At 70.9% G+C, this 18112-nt stretch carries 16 protein-coding genes; 7 read left to right on the top strand and 9 right to left on the bottom strand.

Features of this window, described 5'->3' with window-relative positions; genetic code table 11:
- Positions 1 to 2: 2 nt before the first annotated feature.
- Positions 3 to 686 carry a DUF899 family protein gene (locus ACQEWB_RS34605; protein ID WP_432838069.1) on the top strand — a complete coding sequence of 228 codons (684 nt, stop codon included), beginning with the start codon at positions 3 to 5 and terminating at the stop codon, positions 684 to 686.
- 32 nt (positions 687 to 718) lie between these two features.
- Here ACQEWB_RS34605 and ACQEWB_RS34600 read toward each other — a convergent pair whose 3' ends face one another.
- Positions 719 to 2209 (bottom strand): ATP-binding protein, encoded by a 1491-nt coding sequence (locus tag ACQEWB_RS34600; RefSeq protein ID WP_432838067.1) that lies wholly within the window; start codon positions 2207 to 2209, stop codon positions 719 to 721.
- A 143-nt stretch (positions 2210 to 2352) separates the two neighbouring features.
- Here ACQEWB_RS34600 and ACQEWB_RS34595 point away from each other — a divergent pair, with 143 nt between their 5' ends.
- Entirely contained in the window at positions 2353 to 4620 is a 2268-nt protein-coding gene (locus ACQEWB_RS34595; protein ID WP_432838065.1) for a tetratricopeptide repeat protein, read from the top strand.
- Here the strand turns inward: ACQEWB_RS34595 and ACQEWB_RS34590 are convergent.
- Entirely contained in the window at positions 4617 to 5021 is a 405-nt protein-coding gene (locus tag ACQEWB_RS34590; RefSeq protein ID WP_432838063.1) for an ATP-binding protein, read from the bottom strand. The genes ACQEWB_RS34595 and ACQEWB_RS34590 overlap by 4 nt on opposite strands.
- A gap of 112 nt (positions 5022 to 5133) precedes the next feature.
- Here ACQEWB_RS34590 and ACQEWB_RS34585 point away from each other — a divergent pair, with 112 nt between their 5' ends.
- Both ACQEWB_RS34585 and ACQEWB_RS34580 read left to right on the top strand, forming a co-directional pair.
- On the top strand, positions 5134 to 5955 hold the full coding sequence (locus tag ACQEWB_RS34585; protein ID WP_432838061.1) for a helix-turn-helix domain-containing protein: 822 nt from the start codon (positions 5134 to 5136) through the stop codon (positions 5953 to 5955).
- Positions 5952 to 6200, top strand: coding sequence for a DUF397 domain-containing protein (locus ACQEWB_RS34580; RefSeq protein WP_432838059.1), 249 nt, complete (start codon positions 5952 to 5954; stop codon positions 6198 to 6200). Before ACQEWB_RS34585 ends, ACQEWB_RS34580 begins: the two co-directional genes overlap by 4 nt.
- On the opposite strand, the gene ACQEWB_RS34575 is transcribed toward ACQEWB_RS34580, so the two are convergent.
- The 3 genes from ACQEWB_RS34575 to ACQEWB_RS34565 are packed head-to-tail and all read right to left on the bottom strand — an operon-like array spanning position 6181 to position 9421.
- Positions 6181 to 6948, bottom strand: coding sequence for an ABC transporter permease (locus ACQEWB_RS34575; protein WP_432838057.1), 768 nt, complete (start codon positions 6946 to 6948; stop codon positions 6181 to 6183). The two genes, ACQEWB_RS34580 and ACQEWB_RS34575, sit on opposite strands and share 20 nt — an antisense overlap.
- Positions 6945 to 8486, bottom strand: coding sequence for an ABC transporter permease subunit (locus tag ACQEWB_RS34570; protein WP_432838055.1), 1542 nt, complete (start codon positions 8484 to 8486; stop codon positions 6945 to 6947). The genes ACQEWB_RS34575 and ACQEWB_RS34570 overlap by 4 nt, the downstream gene beginning before the upstream one ends.
- The gene (locus ACQEWB_RS34565; protein WP_432838053.1) at positions 8483 to 9421 is read right to left on the bottom strand and encodes an ABC transporter ATP-binding protein; all 939 of its coding nucleotides are present in this window, start codon (positions 9419 to 9421) and stop codon (positions 8483 to 8485) included. The genes ACQEWB_RS34570 and ACQEWB_RS34565 overlap by 4 nt, the downstream gene beginning before the upstream one ends.
- Before the next feature lie 197 nt (positions 9422 to 9618).
- Between ACQEWB_RS34565 and ACQEWB_RS34560 the strand changes: the two genes are divergently transcribed.
- Positions 9619 to 10755, top strand: coding sequence for a sensor histidine kinase (locus ACQEWB_RS34560; protein ID WP_432844177.1), 1137 nt, complete (start codon positions 9619 to 9621; stop codon positions 10753 to 10755).
- A complete protein-coding gene (locus ACQEWB_RS34555; RefSeq protein ID WP_432838051.1) occupies positions 10752 to 11420 on the top strand; it encodes a response regulator in 669 nt (222 codons plus the stop codon). Before ACQEWB_RS34560 ends, ACQEWB_RS34555 begins: the two co-directional genes overlap by 4 nt.
- Before the next feature lie 6 nt (positions 11421 to 11426).
- Here the strand turns inward: ACQEWB_RS34555 and ACQEWB_RS34550 are convergent, their stop codons facing one another.
- Both ACQEWB_RS34550 and ACQEWB_RS34545 read right to left on the bottom strand, forming a co-directional pair.
- Entirely contained in the window at positions 11427 to 11987 is a 561-nt protein-coding gene (locus ACQEWB_RS34550) for a hypothetical protein (RefSeq protein ID WP_432838049.1), read from the bottom strand.
- Between the two features lie 63 nt (positions 11988 to 12050).
- The gene (locus tag ACQEWB_RS34545; RefSeq protein ID WP_432838047.1) at positions 12051 to 13112 is read right to left on the bottom strand and encodes an FUSC family protein; all 1062 of its coding nucleotides are present in this window, start codon (positions 13110 to 13112) and stop codon (positions 12051 to 12053) included.
- 62 nt (positions 13113 to 13174) lie between these two features.
- Here ACQEWB_RS34545 and ACQEWB_RS34540 point away from each other — a divergent pair, with 62 nt between their 5' ends.
- Positions 13175 to 13642 carry a MarR family winged helix-turn-helix transcriptional regulator gene (locus ACQEWB_RS34540; RefSeq protein WP_432838045.1) on the top strand — a complete coding sequence of 156 codons (468 nt, stop codon included), beginning with the start codon at positions 13175 to 13177 and terminating at the stop codon, positions 13640 to 13642.
- Between the two features lie 5 nt (positions 13643 to 13647).
- Here ACQEWB_RS34540 and ACQEWB_RS34535 read toward each other — a convergent pair whose 3' ends face one another.
- Together ACQEWB_RS34535 and ACQEWB_RS34530 are read right to left on the bottom strand one after the other, a co-directional pair.
- Positions 13648 to 15000 (bottom strand): hypothetical protein, encoded by a 1353-nt coding sequence (locus tag ACQEWB_RS34535; protein ID WP_432838044.1) that lies wholly within the window; start codon positions 14998 to 15000, stop codon positions 13648 to 13650.
- A 56-nt stretch (positions 15001 to 15056) separates the two neighbouring features.
- On the bottom strand, positions 15057 to 18065 hold the full coding sequence (locus ACQEWB_RS34530) for a glycoside hydrolase family 3 protein (protein WP_432838043.1): 3009 nt from the start codon (positions 18063 to 18065) through the stop codon (positions 15057 to 15059).
- Positions 18066 to 18112: the final 47 nt, after the last annotated feature.

The raw sequence follows: 18112 nt of genomic DNA, 5'->3' as shown, positions 1-18112 counted from the left end.
GGATGTTGCGGCACACCCGACTGGCCGGAGAGTCGGCGGAGTACCTCGCCGCCCGCGAGGAGCTGCGCCTGGCCGAGATCGAGCTCATGCGTCACCGGGAGAAGGTCGCGGCGCGGCGACGGGCACTGCCGCCGGGGCCGCCGGTGGACGACTACGTCTTCCTCGAAGGCCCGGCCGACCTGGACGCGGGCGACACCCCGGTCCGCGAGGTGCGCCTGAGCGAACTGTTCGGCTCGGTCCAACGCCCGCTGATCGTCTACCAGTTCATGTACGGCAAGAAGCAGACCGACCCGTGCCCGATGTGCACGCTGTGGATCGACGGCTTCAGCGGAATCGCCCGACACGTCACCCGCAACGCCGACTTCGCGATCGCGGCGGCGGCCGACCCGGCGACGCTCAGGCAACACGCTCGCGCGCGGGGCTGGCACGGGCTGCGGCTGCTGAGCTGCGGGGACAGCACCTTCAAGTACGACACGGGCAGCGAGGACGAGGACGGCGAACAGGACTCAACGGTCTCGGTGTTCACCCGGGACGGCGACGGCACGGTCCGGCACTTCTACTCGGCGCATCCGCGAATGGCGGGCGACATCCAGGAACGCGGCATCGACCTGCTGGCACCGGTGTGGCATCTGCTGGACCTGACGCCGAGGGGGCGTGGGGACTGGTATCCGGACCTCGGCTATTGAAATCAGCTGAGGTCGTTTGAGGTCGATTGAGGTCAGTCACCGTCGTACAGACGCTCCAGGTCCACCAGCACGACGTCGCCCCGGTCCCCGGCCGCGCGCAGCTCGTCGGTGAACCCCGCTCCGCTGTAGCAGGCCAGTCGCACGGCCGACGTATCGATCCCGCGACCGGCCAGCAGCGCCTCCGCACGGCGCAGCCTCTCCAGGTGGGCCACGCCCATGATCTGATCCCACTTGGCCTCACCGAGGGAGAGCAGCACACCGTTGTCCTGGCCCACCGCACCTCGTACCACGACGTCGATCTCGTGCTGTGTGCGCTCCGCCTGGTCGGGGACCGTCCCGTACGAAACGTCGATCGGCATGCCTCCGAAGGTCTCCGGTGCCGCGAAATGGGCCACCCACTCACGACAGATCTGCTCGAAGTGCGGTCCGACGACGCCGGAGAGGAAGCGGGTCCGGGAGCTCTCCCAGACCTGTTCGGCCATTCCGCGGTCCAGCAGGGCGAGTCTGGGCCGTGAGATGGCGTGGTCGAACGCGATGAGCGGCTCACCGACGCGGTACACGCTCCGGTTCTTGCGGAAAGCGTCCACTTCCTTGCGTACGAGTCCGCAGTCTTGCAGGACAGTGAGGGGATGCGTGATGTCACTGATGGGACGCTCCAGACAGCCGGCGATCCGGCCGGCCGTGGCATTGCCGGACGCCAGCGCCGCAAGCACCGAGTGGTAGAGCGCCCGGTCCCGGAGGTCCGACTCGTCGGCCAGGAGGTAGCGGGCTTCGCGGTAGAGCGGCGATCGGGGCGAGAGGGCGGTACGGCAGACCCACGCGTCGAAGTCGCCGAGGTCTGCGGGACTGTCGTCGCGCACGAACTCCCTGCGGTAAGCGGGAGTTCCGCCGACCACGCTGTGTACGAGCAGCGCGAGCCGTGGGTCGTAGATGCCCCAGAAAGCCGCGGCCTGCCTGAAGTCGAGGGGATGAACGACGAGTTCGAGACCGGCGCGCCCGCGCAGGGGTGATGTGCCGCTCAGCAGCTTCCCCATGAAGGAGAGCGAACTACCGCACAGCAACAGGCGGGTACGCGAATCCAGCCGCTCCGGCCGCCTGGGGCCGTAGGCGACCTGGATGACGGAGGGCAGGGAGGGCGTGGCCCTGGCCAGGTACGGGAACTCGTCGATGACGACCGGGAGGGGGCGGTCCTTCCCGAGGGCGAGCAGCGCGTCGACGGCCTGCTCCCAACGATCGAACCGTACGGGTCCGACGCTCCCGGTGAACTGCCCCAGTTCCTCGCCGAACCGGCGCAGCGACTCGGCCTCGGTCGCCTCGTACGCACAGAAGTAGAACCCCCCGGCGGCCCGGGCGAGCGAGTCCAGAAGGAATGACTTCCCCTGCCGACGCCGCCCAGAGACGACGGCCATCGTCGCCTCGGGTCCTTCGTCGGCGGCGAAGGCGGTGAGTTCGCTCCATTCCCAGTCGCGGGCGAACATGTCGGCAGGCTTGGCGAGGTGGGGGCGGCGGCGAGGGCCGGGCATTGGACGCCTCCAGTGGTTAGGGAAGTACGTTTCCCGGAAGTACGTTTCCTCTAACGAGGATCGGGGGATCCGGTCACGGCGCCTGCCGGTTGAGCCACCATGGACCTGAGCGAGTGCGGCCTGGGGACGGGTGGGTGGGGCCAATGGTCGACGGGGATCACGTCAACCTTTCGCACGGTGAGTTCCACGGGAACGTCGTCGGCAAGGAGGTCCACATCCATGCGGCCCCGTCACCCACCGCGCTGTCCGCGCTGCCGGCGGCGCCCGCGGTCTTCACAGGTCGTGCGGCGGAGGTCGCCGAGCTGTCCCGGGCGCTCGATCCCGACATCGGCGATGGCTCCGAATCCGTCGTCATCTCCGCCGTCGCCGGCCTGGGCGGAGTCGGCAAGACCGCGCTCGCGCTGCACGTGGCGCACAAGGCGCGGGGGAAGGGATGGTTTCCCGGGGGTGCGCTCTTCGTCGATCTGCGGGGGTACGACAAGGTGCCGGTGACGGCCGAGCAGGCCGTGTCGTCGTTGCTGCAGGCGCTCGGGGTCGCGGATGCGGATCTGCCACCCACGCCCGAGGAGCAGTACGGACGCTATCGGGCCGAACTGAGTTCACGCGAGCCGGTGTTGATCGTGCTGGACAATGCCTGCGATCCCGCTCAGATCGCGCCGCTGCTGCCAGGAGAAGGGGCTGGACACCGAGTCCTCGTCACCTCCCGGGACGTCCAGGACTCCCTTCCCGTACGACAGTTCCGTGTCGACGCGCTCACGCCGGAGGCCTCCCGGGAACTCATCGACCGGTCGCTGCGCCGGAACGACCCCGACGACGACCGGGTCTCGAAGGAGCGCGCGGCCATCGATCGGCTCACGGAACTGTGCGGTCGCCTGCCCCTCGCCCTGCTGATCGCGTCCGCGCTGCTGCGGAAGCGCCGCCGGCGCCAGGCCTCGACCCTGACCGCCGAACTGCAGGGCGCGACGGATCGCGTGCTTGCACTGCACTTGGAGCGCGGCGTCGACCAGTACGGGAAACAGCTGAGCCTGCGCCCGGTGTTCGACCTGTCGTACGCCCGCCTTGAGCCTGAACTGGCCCGTGTCTTCCGACTGTTGGGGCTGGCACCGGGCGACGACATCGGGGCCGGTCCAGCGGCGGAACTGACCGAATTGCCTCCGGAACACCTGGAACCGCTCCTCGACGAACTCGTCGCCGCCTCGCTGCTCACCGCGCTCCCGGGTGGCGATCGCTGGCGAATGCATGACCTCGTCCGCGAGTTTGCCCGGGCCGTCGTCGCCGAGGAACCCGAGTTGCGCGATGAGGCCGATAAAGCTCGGATCAGGCTGCTGGGCCACTACTTCGTACGGACCTTCAATGCCACGGCCCTCTTCCCGCAACCGTCCGCCAACGCCCCCGACGACTACTTCGACGATCCGGCCCGGGCCGAGAGTTGGCTCGATTCCGAGATCACGGGCCTCGTGGCCGCCGCTCAGTGGACCGATACCGAAAACGATGTGCTGGCCTGGACAGCCATGCTGCTTGGCCTCCATCTGGACGGTTACCTCCGCCATCGACGCGCTTTCCGCGTCATGGCCACCGTGTCCGCAGTCGCATGCCACGCCGCTCACAGACTCGGCTACGCCGAGGGGGAGGCCCAGGCGTACAACGCTCACGGCAACGCCCTCCGTGGTCTGTGGCGATACGAAGAGGGAGCCGAGGCCTTCCGCCAAGCGCTGGCCCTCTACGAACAACTCGGCGACCTCGACGGGCAGGCCATGACGTGGAACAACCTGGGGCTCACGCTACGCGCGCTGGACCGGTACGACGACGCCATCGACGCCTATGGCAAAAGTGCACGCCTGTACGCCGAGTTGGGCGGACAAGCGCGAGCCAACGTCGTTCGAGGCAATCTCGGCCTCGCGCTGGAGGGCTCCGGGCGCCTTGACGAAGCGCACGCCGTGCTCCAGGCGGCCCTCGCCAGGCACTTGGAATCCGGTGACAGGAACGGCGAGGCAAGAGTTCAGGCGAGCTTTGGCGTCCTCTACGGCAGCTTGGGCCGCCACACGGAATCCCTGGATGCCATCATGCGCAGCCTGGCCCTCTACGAGGAACTCGGGGACTGGTACAGCAGGGCCCAAGCCTTGCCCTTGCTGGGGTTCGCCTTGTCGGACCTCAAAGCGCACGAAGAGGCTCTTGCCGCCCACACGTATGCCCGGGATTGGTTCAGGCGCTTCAACGACGGCCATAAGGAGGCCACGGCCTGGGACTGCATGGGCGCTGAGCTCATGCTTCTCCGCCGTATCCCGGAGGCGATGTCGGCTGCCCAGCGTGCCCTTCAGCTGTACGAAGCATGCGAGGACCTGGACAGTGCGGCGAGACTGCGGAACTACATCGACACCGTCCACGAGCTCCTGAGGATCGCCCAGGCCTAGCCCACCGCGAACTCGCACCACACCGTCTTGCCGGGGTTCCGCTCCCCCACCCCCCACTTGTCCGCGAGCAGCGTCACGAGCAGCAGCCCCCGGCCGTGTTCCGAGTCCGGGGACATGTCGCCGAAGCGGAGTTCGCCGGGGCCGCTGTCGTGGACCTCGGTTCGGAGGACTCCGTCGGGGTGGAGGGTGAGGCGCAGGGCGAAACCTCGGCCCGGGGGTGCGCCGTGGAGCAGGGCGTTGGTCGTCAGTTCGCTTACGCAGAGGAGTACGTCGTCCGTGCGGGCGTCCAGGCTCCAGGCCGTGAGGGTTTCGCGCGTGAACTCGCGGGCTCGGCGCACTGATCTGCGGTCCCTTCGATAGAACGCCTCGCGGGTTCGGGGGTGTTGGGGTTCCGGGTTCATGAGGTCAGTGTCACTGTGCGTGACTACAGTGGGTCAGTGAGTGAAGTCGTAGTTCTGATTACTACGAGTCCACTACGAGGGGTTCGGGCTCGCACGGGGGAAAGGGACACGCATGCACGTGGCGAAGAAGCCCAAGAAGTTCGGTTCGTGGCACGCGGTCGGGGCGCTCGTCGCCCACTATCGGAAACAGGCGCGGCTTACGCAGGAGCAGTTCGCCGAGTTGGCGAACCTGTCGGTCGACACGGTGGGGTCGATCGAGCAGGGGCGCATGGCGCTTCAGCCGGATCGGGCCGAGCAGTTCGACGAACTGCTGGGGACGGGTGGGGCGTTGTCGGTGCTGGTCGCCAAGATGCCCGTGCGGGAGCGCATCGTTCAGTTCGCGCAGGGGCTGGTGGATCATGAGCAGGAGGCGCTGAGCGTCCTCTCGTACCAGAGCCAGGTCGTCCCGGGGCTTCTTCAGACCAGGGACTACTGCCGTGCCGTATTCGGCTACCGGTATCCCGCGATCGGGAGCGAGACAGCCGAGCAGTGGGTGAACGCCCGCATGGAGCGGCAGTTGGTCTGGCAGCGGGACCGGCCGCCCGTGGGGCACTTCGTGCTGGAGGAGAGTGTGTTGCGGCGGGCAGTCGGCGGCACGGAAGTGATGCGCGAGCAGCTCCGCCAGATTCTGGAGTACACCGAGCCCGTCCACATGAGCTTTCAGATCATGCCTGAGGACCGGACCCCGCACGCTTGCCTCGATGGCCCCATGGTGCTGCTGGAGACGCCCGAACACGAACGGCTCGTCTACCTTGAGGTCCAGCGCGCCAGCTTCCTCGTCGATGATCCCGACGAGGTCAGCGATTACCACCTCCAGTATGGAATGCTGCGGTCACAGGCCCTCTCACCTGACGAGAGCGTGCGCCTCTTGAACGGACTGCTTGGAGAGTCATGAACACCGCAGCATTCACATGGTTCAAGTCGAGCTACAGCGGCAGCCAGGGCGGCGATTGCCTCGAAGTGGCGTGCGTCTGGCGCAAGTCCAGCTACAGCAGCAACGAGGGTGGCAACTGCGTCGAAGTCGCCCCGCACCCCTCCGCCATCCACATCCGCGACTCCAAGACCCCCGACGGCCCCATCCTCACCGTCTCCCCCGCCACCTGGTCCGGTTTCCTCGACTTCACGCGTCCCGCATCCTGAACAGCACTCCCCCGACCGCCAACAGGCCCCCCGCGTAAGCCGCCAGCACCCCCAGCCCCGGCCACGGGGCGATCGGCAGGCGGTCTAGGTTCTTCGTGGCCTGGATGGAGAGGGCCGCCGGGATGGGGGCCCAGCGCTGGAGACGGTGTTGCCAGGTCGGGGAGTTGATGATGTCCGTGAGGAGCGGGACCACGAAGAGGAGGCCCAGGCCCAGGGTGATGGCCGCTGCCGTGTCCCGGAGGGCCGTGGCCAGGGCCAGGCCGAGCAGGGCCACCAAGGTCAGGATCAGGATCGAGCCGACCGCGGCTCGGAGGGTGGGGGCGTCCGTCAGGGACGGGGCGTCGAAGCCGTTGCCGGGGAGGATCAGGCGGGCGGTGAGGAGTGCGATCGCCACCGCCACGAACCCCGTGCCTGCCGTCACGAGACACAGGGCCGTCGCCTTCGCCGACAGGGCCCGCCAGCGCAAGGGGATGGCTGCGAGAGTCGCGTGGATCGTGCCCGTGCCGTACTCCGCGCCCATCGACAGCGCGCCCAGGACCAGGCAGACCGCCTGGCTCAGCCACACCCCGGTCAGGCTCAGTTTCACCGTGTCCTCGTGACAGGCATCGGCGGACGGGCAGACGTGTGACGTGAGGGACGAGGTCGCCGCCGCTCCCACCGCCACCGTCAGCAGTACCGTCCCGGCGATCAGCCACCACGTGCTCGGCAGCGTGCGGAGTTTCGTCCACTCCGCGTGCAGGGACCTCATACGTCCCTCCGGCGCAGACGCCAGGCCGCCAGGAGGAGGGCGGCGACCGTGTAGGCGGCGAGGACGGACAGGCCGTTCCACGGGGTCAAGGGGTAACAGCCGCTCTCCGGGAGGCAGTTGTGCTGCACCTGGGGGTAGCGGGTCACGCCCTGTTGAATCGCGAAGGCCGCCGCCGGGGTCACCCGCAGCAGCCATTGCGCGGCCGGGAGCGGGAAGGCGAAGGACAGGATCTGCGGGAGGATCACGAGCACCACGACCGTCGCGATCGCGCCCGCGCTGTTGCGGAGGATCACGCCGATCGCCAGGGCCAGCACCGCCACCAGGGAGAGCAGGATCGCGCTGCCAACGACCGCGCGCAGGGCCGGATTGTCGAAGAGGGAAAGCTCCGGGAACTCGGGTGGGCTGAACCCGTTGGAGCGCAGGGCGCGTTGGGCGAAGGTGAAGCCGATGGCGACGGCGATCAGGGCCGTGGTGAAGGTGGCGGCCGCGATGACCGTCGTCTTCGCCGCCAGGACCTTCAGCCGGGACGGCGTCGCCGTGAACGTCGTGCGGATCAGGCCCCGTTTGTATTCGGCGGTCACGAAGAGCGCGCCGAGGGCGGTCATGAACAGGACGCCGACGAAGACTCCCTGGAAGCTCATCTGGAGCATGTCGGGGCCGTCCTCGACGGGTGCGATGTCGCCGTGACCGGTGAGGGTGTACGTGCCGTTCACGGAGACCGAACTGGTGCCGGGATTGGGAGTGTTGTGGGGTGCCGGGCCGCCCCCCTCGGTGCTCGCGCCGACGTCCGTGCTCTGCCAGGCAGTGGTGGCGGAGGTGCCCTGGAAGGTGAGGTGGTCGTAGGTGGCCTTCACCTCGCCGCCGCCGTACGTCTCGCTCGTACCGCCGAAGGCGCGGTGCACGTCCTGGTGGGGCGGGGTGCCGGCGATCAGGCCGACCTGGACGGTCCGCGGGAGGCCGGACAGCCGTACGTCCTTGATCTTGGACCAGGTACGGCCGTCAGCGGACTCGTAGCCGACGAGGTGGTCGCCGGTGCGGGTCAGGCGGAGCCAGAGGGGCGTGGTCGTGACGTCCGTGCTCGGACCCGCCGTGTCGTGGGTGAAGTTCCACTGCATACGGGTGCCGTGGCCGGGGGTGGCCAGGACCGCCGCATACGCGGAGCCCGGGGTGAGGCTCTTCTTCACCAGGAGCCCGGCCTTCGCCCAGGGTTCGACGCCCTGGCCGTCGTTGCTCCGCAGGCCGGTGACGCGGACCGTGACGGTGCCGTCGCCGGTCAGCGGGCGGTGGTAGTAGCGGAAGACGTCGTTGACCTGCTCGCCGCCGGGACCGTGGACGATCTCGGGGCCGCCGCCGCTGGTGGTGGAGCCGCTCGCGCCGAGCTCGCAGATCACCACGGTGACCACGGCGGCGACGGCCAGCACCAGCGGCCAGGCACGGACCGTACGGAACTTGGTCCACTCCGCGTGCAGCAGGCGGGCGAAGCCGGCGCGGGCCGGGTGGAGGCGGGAGCGGTACGGGGTCAGGGTCGGCGTCGTCACGAGGCCACCTCGTCGGGGTCGGCGGAGGACGTGAACTCGACGGCGTTGCGGGTGAGTTCCATGTACGCCTCCTCCAAGGTCGCGCGGTGGGCTCCCACTTCGGTGAACGGGATGTCGGCCGAGTTGAGGAGTTCGACGATCCGGCGGGCCGGGAGACCGTCGACCGAGAGGGTGTCGCGGTCGTTCACGGCGACGGTGGCGCCCTCGCGGGAGAGGAGTTCCATCGCCTCGGTACGGGCGTCGGTGCGCAGGCGGACACGGTCCCCGGAGGCGGCGGCGAGGAGGTCGGCGACCGCGGTGTCGGCGATCAGCCGGCCGCGCCCGATGACCACCAAGTGGTCGGCGGTGTCCTCCAGTTCGCTCATGAGGTGGCTGGAGACCAGGATCGCCCGGCCCTGCGAGGCCAGGTGGCGCAGGAGGCCGCGGATCCACTGGATGCCCTCGGGGTCGAGCCCGTTGACGGGCTCGTCGAGGAGGAGGACGGGTGGGTCGCCGAGCAACGCGGCGGCTATGCCGAGGCGTTGGCGCATGCCGAGGGAGTAGCCGCCGGCCCGGCGGCGGGCGGCGCTGTCCATGCCGACCTGTTCGAGGACGTCGTCCACGCGCCGTGCGGGCAGGCCGTGGGAGTGGGCCAGCCAGCGGAGGTGGTCGCGGCCGCGGCGGGCGGGGTGCAGGGCGGCGGCGTCCAGCAGGGCGCCGACCTCCAGGAGGGGGGTGCGCAGGGCGTGGTAGGGGCGGCCGCCGATGAGCGCCTCGCCCTCGTCGGGGGCGTCCAGGCCGAGGAGGGCGCGCATGGTGGTGGACTTGCCGGCGCCGTTGGGGCCGACGAAGCCGGTGACCGTGCCGGGATCGACCGTGAAAGTGAGGCCGTCGACCGCGAGGGTCCGGCCGAACCGTTTGCGCAGACCGCGGACTTCGATGGTTGCGTCGCTCATGTCGAGGGACGTTAGGGCGCGGCGGGTGCGGGTGTCGTCCCGCCGGGGGGGTCCCTCGCGGGAGGGACGCCGGGCAGGGCGGAGGTGGGGACAATGGCCAGGTGGGTGAGGAGAGATGGGTATCGGCCGGTTCGGCACCGCCGGACTCCGCCGTGGGGGTGCTCGCCGTCGCGGCGGGGCAAAGGTGGCGGACGGCCCTGAGGAGCGGCGTACGGTCGCCGGTCGTCGACTCCGTCGGCCTCGCCCTGCTCGCCGTCGCGGAAGGGCTCGTGCGGAGTGGGGATCCCGGGGCCAGTCTGGCCGTCGTGTTGCTGCTCGCTCTCGCCACCACCCTGCCGCTCGCCTTCGTGCTCGGGGGTGGGCGGAACGGCAGTCGGGGCCTGGCCGTCGTTGCCGTCAGCGCCGCCTGCGTGTTGGCACTCGTGCCGTTTCAGGCGCTCACCGTGGGGGCCGGATGCGCGCAGCTCGTGTGCGTGTACGTGTCGGCACGGGCCGGGCGGCCCCTGTTCGCCGGCGTGCTCGTCGTGCCGTACGTCGTCATCGCGCTGTTCACCCACGAGGACGTCACCCGGATCGTCGCCGTGCTGCTCGCCGCCTTCGCCTCCGCCGCCGCGGCCACCGGCATCAACCACCATGTGCGCAGCACCGCCCTCGCCCACAGCGCGACCGAGCGGGCGTTCGCGGACACCCTCCTCGAACATGCCGCCCGGGGTGAACGGGCCCGGATCGCCCGGGAGTTGCACGACGTCGTCGCGCATCACATCTCGATGATCGCCGTACAGGCCGAGAACGCCCGGCTGACCACCGCCGGTCTGCCGCCCGAGGGCGCCACCCGCTTCCTGGCCATCGGCGACACCGCGCGCACCGCCCTGACCGAGATGCGCCGGCTGCTCGGCGTGCTGCGCGAGGACGCGGACACCGGTGTGCAGCGCAGGCCGCAGCCGGGGCTCGGGCAGTTGCTGGAACTGCTGGACGAGGCGCGGGACGCGGCCGGTTCGGCGACGCGGCTGATCGTCAGCGGGCCGGTCGCCGCGCTCGACCCGGGCGTCGAGGTCACCGCGTACCGGATCGTCCAGGAGGCCCTGACCAATGCGCGCCGGCACGCGCCGGGGGCGGCCGTGGACGTGGAACTCCACTACGGGGAGGAGGAGTTGGCGGTGCGGGTGCGGGACAACGGGCCCGGTTCGGCCACCCCGGGCACCACCGGTCACGGCCTCCTCGGCATGCGCGAACGCGCGGCGACCGTCGGCGGCACCCTGCACACCGGCCCGGCCCCCGGCGGCGGCTTCCTGGTCGAGGCCCGCCTCCCGGTCCACGCGGAGGCCATCGCGTGAGCGCCGACGGCATTCGCATAGTCGTCGCCGACGACCACGAGATCGTGCGGGTCGGATACGCCGGACTCCTCGCCACGCAACCGGACTTCACCGTCGTGGGTACCGCGCGCGACGGCGCCGAGGCGGTGCGGGTCTGCCGGGAGCAGGGGCCCGACGTGGTCCTCATGGACGTACGCATGCCGGTCATGGACGGCATCCAGGCCACCGCGCGACTCCACAGCGACCCCGACGCACCGCGCGTCCTCGTGCTCACCACCTTCGACCTGGACGAGCACGTGTACGACGCGCTGGCCGCCGGGGCCAGCGGGTTCCTGCTCAAGGACGTGACCGCGGAACGGCTCTTCGAGGCGGTCCGGGTGGTCGCCGCGGGCGAGGCGCTGCTCGCGCCCGCGATCACGCGGCGGCTGATCGCCGAGTTCGCCCGGATCCGGCCGAAGGCCCCCGCCCGCGGCACGCTCGCCGCGCTCACCCCGCGCGAGACGGACGTCCTGCGGCTGCTCGCCCAGGGCCTGTCCAACCCGGAGCTCGCCCAGCGCCTGCACGTCGGCGAGCAGACCGTGAAGACGCACGTCAGCCGGATCCTGTCCAAGCTGGGGCTGCGCGATCGTACGCAGGCGGTCGTGATGGCGTACGAGACCGGGCTCGTCGTCCCGCGGACGGGGTGACGCGCCTCAGTTCGCGCAGGCCTGGCGCACCGCGCGAACGATGCTGTCGAACTGACCGGCGGTGGGCACCACTTGGGCCCGGCCCTCGCCGTGACCGTTGCGCAGGGTCACGAACAGGAGGGGTGTGCCGCGCGGCGGGAGCGGGGAGCGGCAGGTGCAGACGATGGCGCGGGCGTGCAGGGTGCGTGCCTCGCCGGCGGTCAGCGAGGTGCCGGGCACGGGTGAGACGTACAGGACGAGGTTGCCGTAACCCTCGCTCGTGCCCACGAAGGTCACGGGGGAGGTGGCTGCGGCGCGGAGGGTGATGTCGAAGTCCGAGGTGCCGTCGGGGATGCGCACGTCGGTGATGCGGATGCTGGTGGCCGCGACCGGGTCCGGCGGCGGGGGCGGCGGGCGGTTGGCGACGACGTAGCCGAGGGCGCCGGTGAGGGCGATCGCGCAGGCCGAGGCGGTGACGAGGACGCGGTTGCGGCGGGACAGCGCCCGCCAGCGCTCACGGAACAGGGGGCGCTCGGTGCCGAGGACCTCCACGGTGCTCCGGTCGTCCCCCTCGGGTGGACTCACCATGACGAGAGCGTAGGAGCCTGGGGCGGCCGGGCGACATCGGTCGATCGGCCCCTTTTCCCACCATCACATCGGCCCCTTTTCGGCCATCACCGCGGCCGTACGCCTGCGCGGCACCGGCAGCACCCACCAGGCCGACGCCACCGACAGGACCGCGCCGACCGCGATCCCCTCCAGGCGGGTCGGGAGGAGGTGCTGGGCGTTCTGGCCGAAGTAGCCGAGGAGGAGGGAGAGGGCGCAGGTCATGCCGGCTGCCCAGTAGGCGTAGCTGAGGGGGCGCAGCCACAGGGCCACGGCCAGGACGGTGAACATCAGGGCCACGGCGGTGTGCCCGGTGACGCCGGCGGCCGCCACGCCGGTGGCCAGCAGCGTGCCGACGGTGGCCCCGGCGAGCCGCTCGATCCCCTTGCGGAGTACGTCGGTCCGGCCGCGGTTGCCGCTGGCGGCGACGTACGCGGTGAGGACCACCCACGGCCAGTGGTCGTCGAAGAGGAGCCGCCCGAGGGCGAAGGCGACGGCGATGCCGGCCGCCATCTGGAGGGCCATGCGGGTGCTGGGGCGGGGGTGCAGGCGGGAGCGGCGGGGCGGCTGCTCGGCAGCCGGTGCCGCGCCGGGCCAGGGGCCGTAACGGTCCCCGGCTGCCTGCACCAGCCACACAAACCCGCACGCCAGCGCCCCGACCGTCGCCGACCAGAACCACGTCACCAGCCCGCTCTGCGCCTCCCGCGGCAGCGCGGGGCCGGGGACGACGAGCAGGGCGACGAGCGGGAGGGCCAGCAGGGTGCCGGCCTTGGTGGCGGCGGGGCCGTAGCGGCGGATCCAGATGGCGAACGCCATCCCGGCGGTGTAGACCGCGGCGCCGATCGCGTAGTGGGAGGCGATCAGCCGGCCGACGAAGATCGAGGCGCCGGCGGTGACCGGCAGCACCACGAGCGAGGTGAGGCGGCGGCGGGTGTCGGCGGTGCGCTGGGAGGAGGAGAGGGTGAGGGTCAGGGCGACGGCGAGGACGAGCACGTCGGTGTGGAGTCCGGCGGCTCCTTCGAGCGCGAGGGCGGCGGCCCAGGAGAGGAGGACGGCGGTCATAGTGAGGGCCGCTTCGTACGCGTTGCGTATTAGGTTGGCGGGCACTTGCCTGATGGTACGGCGATTTCCGACCGGTAGATAGTAAGCAACCCCTTATAATATGTCACATGACACAGGCCCTCCCCGAAGCCGCCCGCCTCCGGCACGCCATCGTCCGGCTCAACCGTCGGCTCCGGCACGAACGCGGCGACGGGGCCCTCAGCCCCACCCAGCTCTCGGTCCTCGGCCACCTGCACCGCAACGGCCCGTCCACCCCGGGCGAGGTGGCGACGGCGGAGCGACAGCGCCCGCAGTCCCTGACCCGCGTCTTCGCCGAACTGGAGGCGGAGGGCCTGATCCTGCGCTCACCGAGCACGACGGACCGACGCCAGTCGGTGCTGTCCCTGACGGAGGAGGCACGCCGGGCACTGGTACGCGACATGGCGGAGCGGGACGCCTGGCTGGCCGGCGCGCTCACCCTGCTCAGCCCGACGGAGCAGGGGGTGCTGGAGCTGGCGGCCGACATCATGGAACGGCTGGCGGACGCGGACGTACCGCAGGAAGCGGCTTCGGACGTACGGCGGGAAGGCGCCTGAACGCCTCAGAAACCTCCCCCGAAGTCCCCGCCGCCCCCGCCGAAGTCCCCGCCGCCTCCACCGCCGTCGCCGAAACCGCCGCCGAAGTCGCCGGCGTCGAAGTCCGCGCCGGACACGTCTCCGCCCTCGTAGCCGCCACCGAAGTCGCCGTATCCCGAGCCGTAGTCGGCCGCGTAGGTCGGGGTGGACATCATGCTGCCCAGGAGGGTGCCGACCAGGAGGCCGGGGAGGAGGCCGCCGCCGAAGTAGCCGCCCGCCCAGGGGCCGTAGGCCGGGCCCGCGTCCCAGTAGGGGCGGCGGCCGGCGTCCGTGTCGACCTCGCGGACGACCGGGTCGCGGCCGTCGGCGAGGCGGGTGGCGTCGGCCGCGCAGACCGGGACCTCGCGCGGGGCGCCGGCCGGCGGCGTCCAGGTGGCGTCGGCGACGGAGGGGCCGTGGCGGGGGTCGAAGAAGCAGGGCGGACGGCGTTCGGGCAGGGGACGGCCCTCGCGGCGGGCGCCGAGCTGGGCCAGGGAGAAGCGGCCGTCCTCCAGGGCCTGGGTGACGGCTCGGACGTCCTCGGGTTTCGTGGCGGCCGTCATGTACGACTTGGCCTGTTCGTAGGCGTCCAGCGCGCGTTCGTAGTCGGCTCGCATGGCGTCGTCGGCGCCCGCCTCGGCGGGGTGGAAGTCCAGGCGGTCCAGCTCCTCGCCGAAGGCCGTGATGTCCTCGTCGACGACGACCCGGAGCCGTTCCAGGGCCGCCCGCTGCTCCTCCGCGTGCCGGCGCCGGTTCCGTCGTACCAGCGTGAACGCGCCCGCGCCACCGGCCACCAGCACCGCGCCCACGGTGATCAGCGCGGTCGTCGAGACCCCGCCGGAGTCGCCGGTGGACCCCCAGCTCGACGGGGCCGAGCCGCCCATGTTGACGAGCGCGCGGTCGGTGAAGTCGGTGAGCTGGGCCGCCGCGTCCTCGCCCTGGACGCTGGTGACGAGGTTCTGCCGGGCCGTCGCGGACATCACCGAGGAGTCGGCGCGGGCGTCGAAACGGCTGCCGAGGCGCACTCCGTACAGGCCGGTGATGCCGGTCGCGGTGCGCAGGTCGGTGAAGAGGTTCGCGGTCGGGTAGTCGGCGGGCAGCACCGCGATGAACAGCGGCTTGTCGGCGTCCTTGATCTTCTTCGCCAGGGCGTCCGCGTCGGCGGCGGACAGCTGGGCGGAGGCCGCCGGGTCGACGTAGACGGGGCTCTCGCGCAGGGCCTCGGCGATCGTCGAGACGCTGGTGACGGCCTCGGCGCGGGGCGCGGTCAGGGCCAGGAGCGCGAGCGCCAGGGCCAGCAGCAGTCCTGGGAGGCTTCGGGTCCGTACGACGGCCTTCATGTATCGAAGCTACCCGAAGCCACCCAAAACTGGTCATCCAAGCAGGTCAGACATGCTCAGGCAGCCTTCCACGCCTCCAGGAGCCGCTGGACGGCCGCCCCGTACCGTCCGGTGAGGGAGAGGTGGTCCGCGTCAGCGAAGGGCTTCGCGTTCGCCGACGTGATGTTCTCCCCCACCTTCTGCTGGACGATCAGCCGCGCCTTGGTGACGAGTGCGCGGCCCGCTTCCCCTGCCCCCGCCTTCTCGGCCGCCTTGGCCGCGACCGCGAGCGCCTTCAACGTGGTCGCGCCGCCCTCCGGCACCTTGGTCAGGGTGGTCAGGCCCCAGCCGTACGGGAACTGCGGGTCGTACGAGGCGTCACCGACGTTGATCGGCAGCTGGGCCTCCGACTTGGGCCAGGTGACCGGGAGCCGGCCGGTGAAGGGCCGCTTGCCGTAGAGGACGTCGGCGACCCCGTCGCCCTCGGTGCCCGGCAGCCAGGAGGCCACCAGGGCGTCGATGCCGCCGAGCCGGTCGCCGATCAGCTGGGGCCGTCCGGAGACGATCAGCACCGCGCACTTCATGGCCGCGCACACCTTGTCGACGGCCGCCTTGTCGGCGTCGGTCGGCTGGAGGGTGTGCCCGTTGCCGACGTCTCCGACGCCCTCGGCGTACGGGGTCTCGCCGACCACGACCACGCCGACGTCGTAGCCGGTCGTGGGCGCGGAGGCGTCCTTGGAGTAGGTGACGTCCCCGTCCTTGCGCATCCCGGCGAGGATCGTCGTGCCCTGCGTGTGGGTGCCGGACGCGCCCTGCCAGGTGACTGTCCAGCCGCCGGTCTGGTTGCCGAGGTCGTCGGCGTTGGACCCGGCGACGTACACCTTCTGGCCCTTCCTGAGCGGGAGTACACCCCCGCTGTTCTTCAGCAGCACCTGCGACTCGGCGGCGGCCTGCCGGGCGACGGCCCGGTGTTCCGCGGAACCGATCGCCGCTGCTCCGCTGGTGTCGGCGTACGGCTTCTCGAAGAGGCCGAGCCGGAACTTCTGCGTGAGGATGCGCGATACGGCGTCGTCGACCCGCTTCTCGCTGATCCGACCCGCCTTCACCTCGTCGGTCAGGGTCGCGGTGAAGTCCTTGTAGGAGTACGGCACCATCATCATGTCGACGCCCGCGTTGACCGAGGTGTCCACATGTGCCTTGTAGTCGCCGGGGAGTTGGTCGATGGCGTTCCAGTCGCTGATGACGAAGCCGTCGAAGCCCATACGGCCCTTGAGCACGCCGTTGATCATGTCGGCGCGGGCGTGCATCTTCACCGGGCCCTGGCCGTCGCCGAGGATGTCGAGCGAGGAGTACGAGGGCATGACGGTGCCGATGCCCCGGTCGACGGCGGTCTGGTACGGCGCCAGGTGGACGGCCTCCAGCTGTTGCCGGGTGACCTTGGTGACGCCCTGGTCGATCGTGTACGTGCCGGTGGTGGAGGAGCCGTACTCGGTGCCGCCGTCGCCGACGAAGTGCTTGGCGGTGGCGAGGACCTTGTCGTTCCGGCTCAGGTCCCGTCCGTCCGCGCGGCCTTGGAGGCCCTGGATGACCGTCTCCATGTCCTGCACGAGGGCCGGGTCCTCGCCGAAGGACTCGTAGGAGCGGCCCCAGCGTTCGTCGCGGGTCACGCAGAGGCAGGGGGCGAAGTCCCAGGGGATGCCGGTGGCGCGGACCTCACTGGCCGTCACCGCGCCGGTCTTCTGGGCGAGTTGGGGGTCGCGGGTCGCGCCGATGCCGATGTTGTGCGGCATGATCGTGGCGCCGACCAGGTTGTTGTGGCCGTGGACGGCGTCGACGCCGTAGACGAGCGGGATCTGGAACCGCGTTGCCTGCGCCCGGAGTTGGAAGCCGTCGATCATCTTCGCCCAGGCCTCGGCGGTGTTGGGCGTGGGTGTCGAGCCGCCGCCGGAGAGGAGCGAGCCGAGACCGTAGGCCGCGACGTCGGCTCCTTCCCCGACCGCCCCGCGCTCGGCCTGGGTCATCTGGCCGGCCTTCTCCGCCAGGGACATCCGGGAGAGGAGGTCGGCGACCCGCTTCTTCACGGGCAGCTTCGGGTCCAGATACGGCAGTCCGTGCGCGTCGATGACGACCTGCGGGGTCTCGGCGGGGGACTTGGCGCCGGTGACCGTGAGCTTCAGCGGGATCGTCTCGGCGGACTCGGCGGACTTGTCGCGGAGGGTCGGGACCTGGATGGTCCGCGAGGCGCCGGAGGCCGTACCGGCCGGGAAGGTGAGGGTGCCGGAGACCGGGGTGTAGTCCTTGCCGGGGTCGGCGGTGCCGCCCGCGCTCTCGTAGGTGACGGTCACCGGGTCGTCGATCGGGGCGGCGCCGGTGGTGGCGACGGTGAGCTTCACCTTCGCCGTCCCGCCCTCTTTGACCGGGTAGACGGCCGAGTCGGTGGTGACGGAGGCGCGGAGCGACTGGTCGGCCTTGCCGTACAACTCGACGTCGTCCATGGCGAATTGGGCGTGCACGCCGACGGGGAGCGTGACGGCGTACCCCCACATCTGGGTCAGGCCGAGGACGTGGTCGATGCCGCCGACGGGCTGGTAGTCGGTGCGGTAGACGAAGTCCGTGAAGGGGATCTCGATCTGCTTCCAGCCGGTGAAGTCGTCGGTGAAGGAGGTCGTCCAGAGCTCGGAGGCCTCGCCGTTCGCGCCGCCGTCCTTGATCTCGAAGGCGGTCCGCCTGCCGTTGTTCCGGCCGTCCCACCAGAAGCGGATGCCCTTGTGGGCGGACCAGTCGTGGGCGGGTTCGGTCGCGGCGAAGTCGTGGGTGAAACCGCCGTAGCCGCTGATGTCGTAGGTGCCGGCGAGGACCTTCTCGCCCTCGGGGGCGTCGGGGCGGGCGGTCAGCTGGAGGGCGGGTGGGTCGTCACTGTCGCCGCCCCAGGTGAAGATGCCATCGGCGGGCTGGGCGGCGAAGGGGACCTCGCCCTCGAAGCGGTCGACGGGGGTGGGGGCCGGGTCGTCGGCGGCGTGCGCCGAGGACAGCGGCAGCGCGGCGGCCAGGAGGGCCGCGGTGACGAGCAGAGCGGTTCTTGGCACAGACCATCTTTCCCTTGGCATGGACCATCCCTCGACTCTCTGATTCA

Origin of the sequence: Streptomyces sp. CA-249302, from assembly GCF_050936785.1 — a bacterium.
GTDB lineage: Bacteria > Actinomycetota > Actinomycetes > Streptomycetales > Streptomycetaceae > Streptomyces.
The sequence above is the reverse complement of the archived record's forward strand: the minus strand, read 5'-3'. Positions and strand labels throughout refer to the sequence as shown.

Bases quoted from the DNA above. Each gene is read 5' to 3' on its own strand.
- ACQEWB_RS34605 (WP_432838069.1), top strand. From the start codon at position 3: ATGTTGCGGCACACCCGACTGGCCGGAGAGTCGGCGGAGTACCTCGCC.
- ACQEWB_RS34600 (WP_432838067.1), bottom strand. From the start codon at position 2,209: ATGCCCGGCCCTCGCCGCCGCCCCCACCTCGCCAAGCCTGCCGACATG.
- ACQEWB_RS34595 (WP_432838065.1), top strand. From the start codon at position 2,353: ATGGTCGACGGGGATCACGTCAACCTTTCGCACGGTGAGTTCCACGGG.
- ACQEWB_RS34590 (WP_432838063.1), bottom strand. From the start codon at position 5,021: ATGAACCCGGAACCCCAACACCCCCGAACCCGCGAGGCGTTCTATCGA.
- ACQEWB_RS34585 (WP_432838061.1), top strand. From the start codon at position 5,134: ATGCACGTGGCGAAGAAGCCCAAGAAGTTCGGTTCGTGGCACGCGGTC.
- ACQEWB_RS34580 (WP_432838059.1), top strand. From the start codon at position 5,952: ATGAACACCGCAGCATTCACATGGTTCAAGTCGAGCTACAGCGGCAGC.
- ACQEWB_RS34575 (WP_432838057.1), bottom strand. From the start codon at position 6,948: ATGAGGTCCCTGCACGCGGAGTGGACGAAACTCCGCACGCTGCCGAGC.
- ACQEWB_RS34565 (WP_432838053.1), bottom strand. From the start codon at position 9,421: ATGAGCGACGCAACCATCGAAGTCCGCGGTCTGCGCAAACGGTTCGGC.
- ACQEWB_RS34550 (WP_432838049.1), bottom strand. From the start codon at position 11,987: ATGGTGAGTCCACCCGAGGGGGACGACCGGAGCACCGTGGAGGTCCTC.
- ACQEWB_RS34540 (WP_432838045.1), top strand. From the start codon at position 13,175: ATGACACAGGCCCTCCCCGAAGCCGCCCGCCTCCGGCACGCCATCGTC.
- ACQEWB_RS34535 (WP_432838044.1), bottom strand. From the start codon at position 15,000: ATGAAGGCCGTCGTACGGACCCGAAGCCTCCCAGGACTGCTGCTGGCC.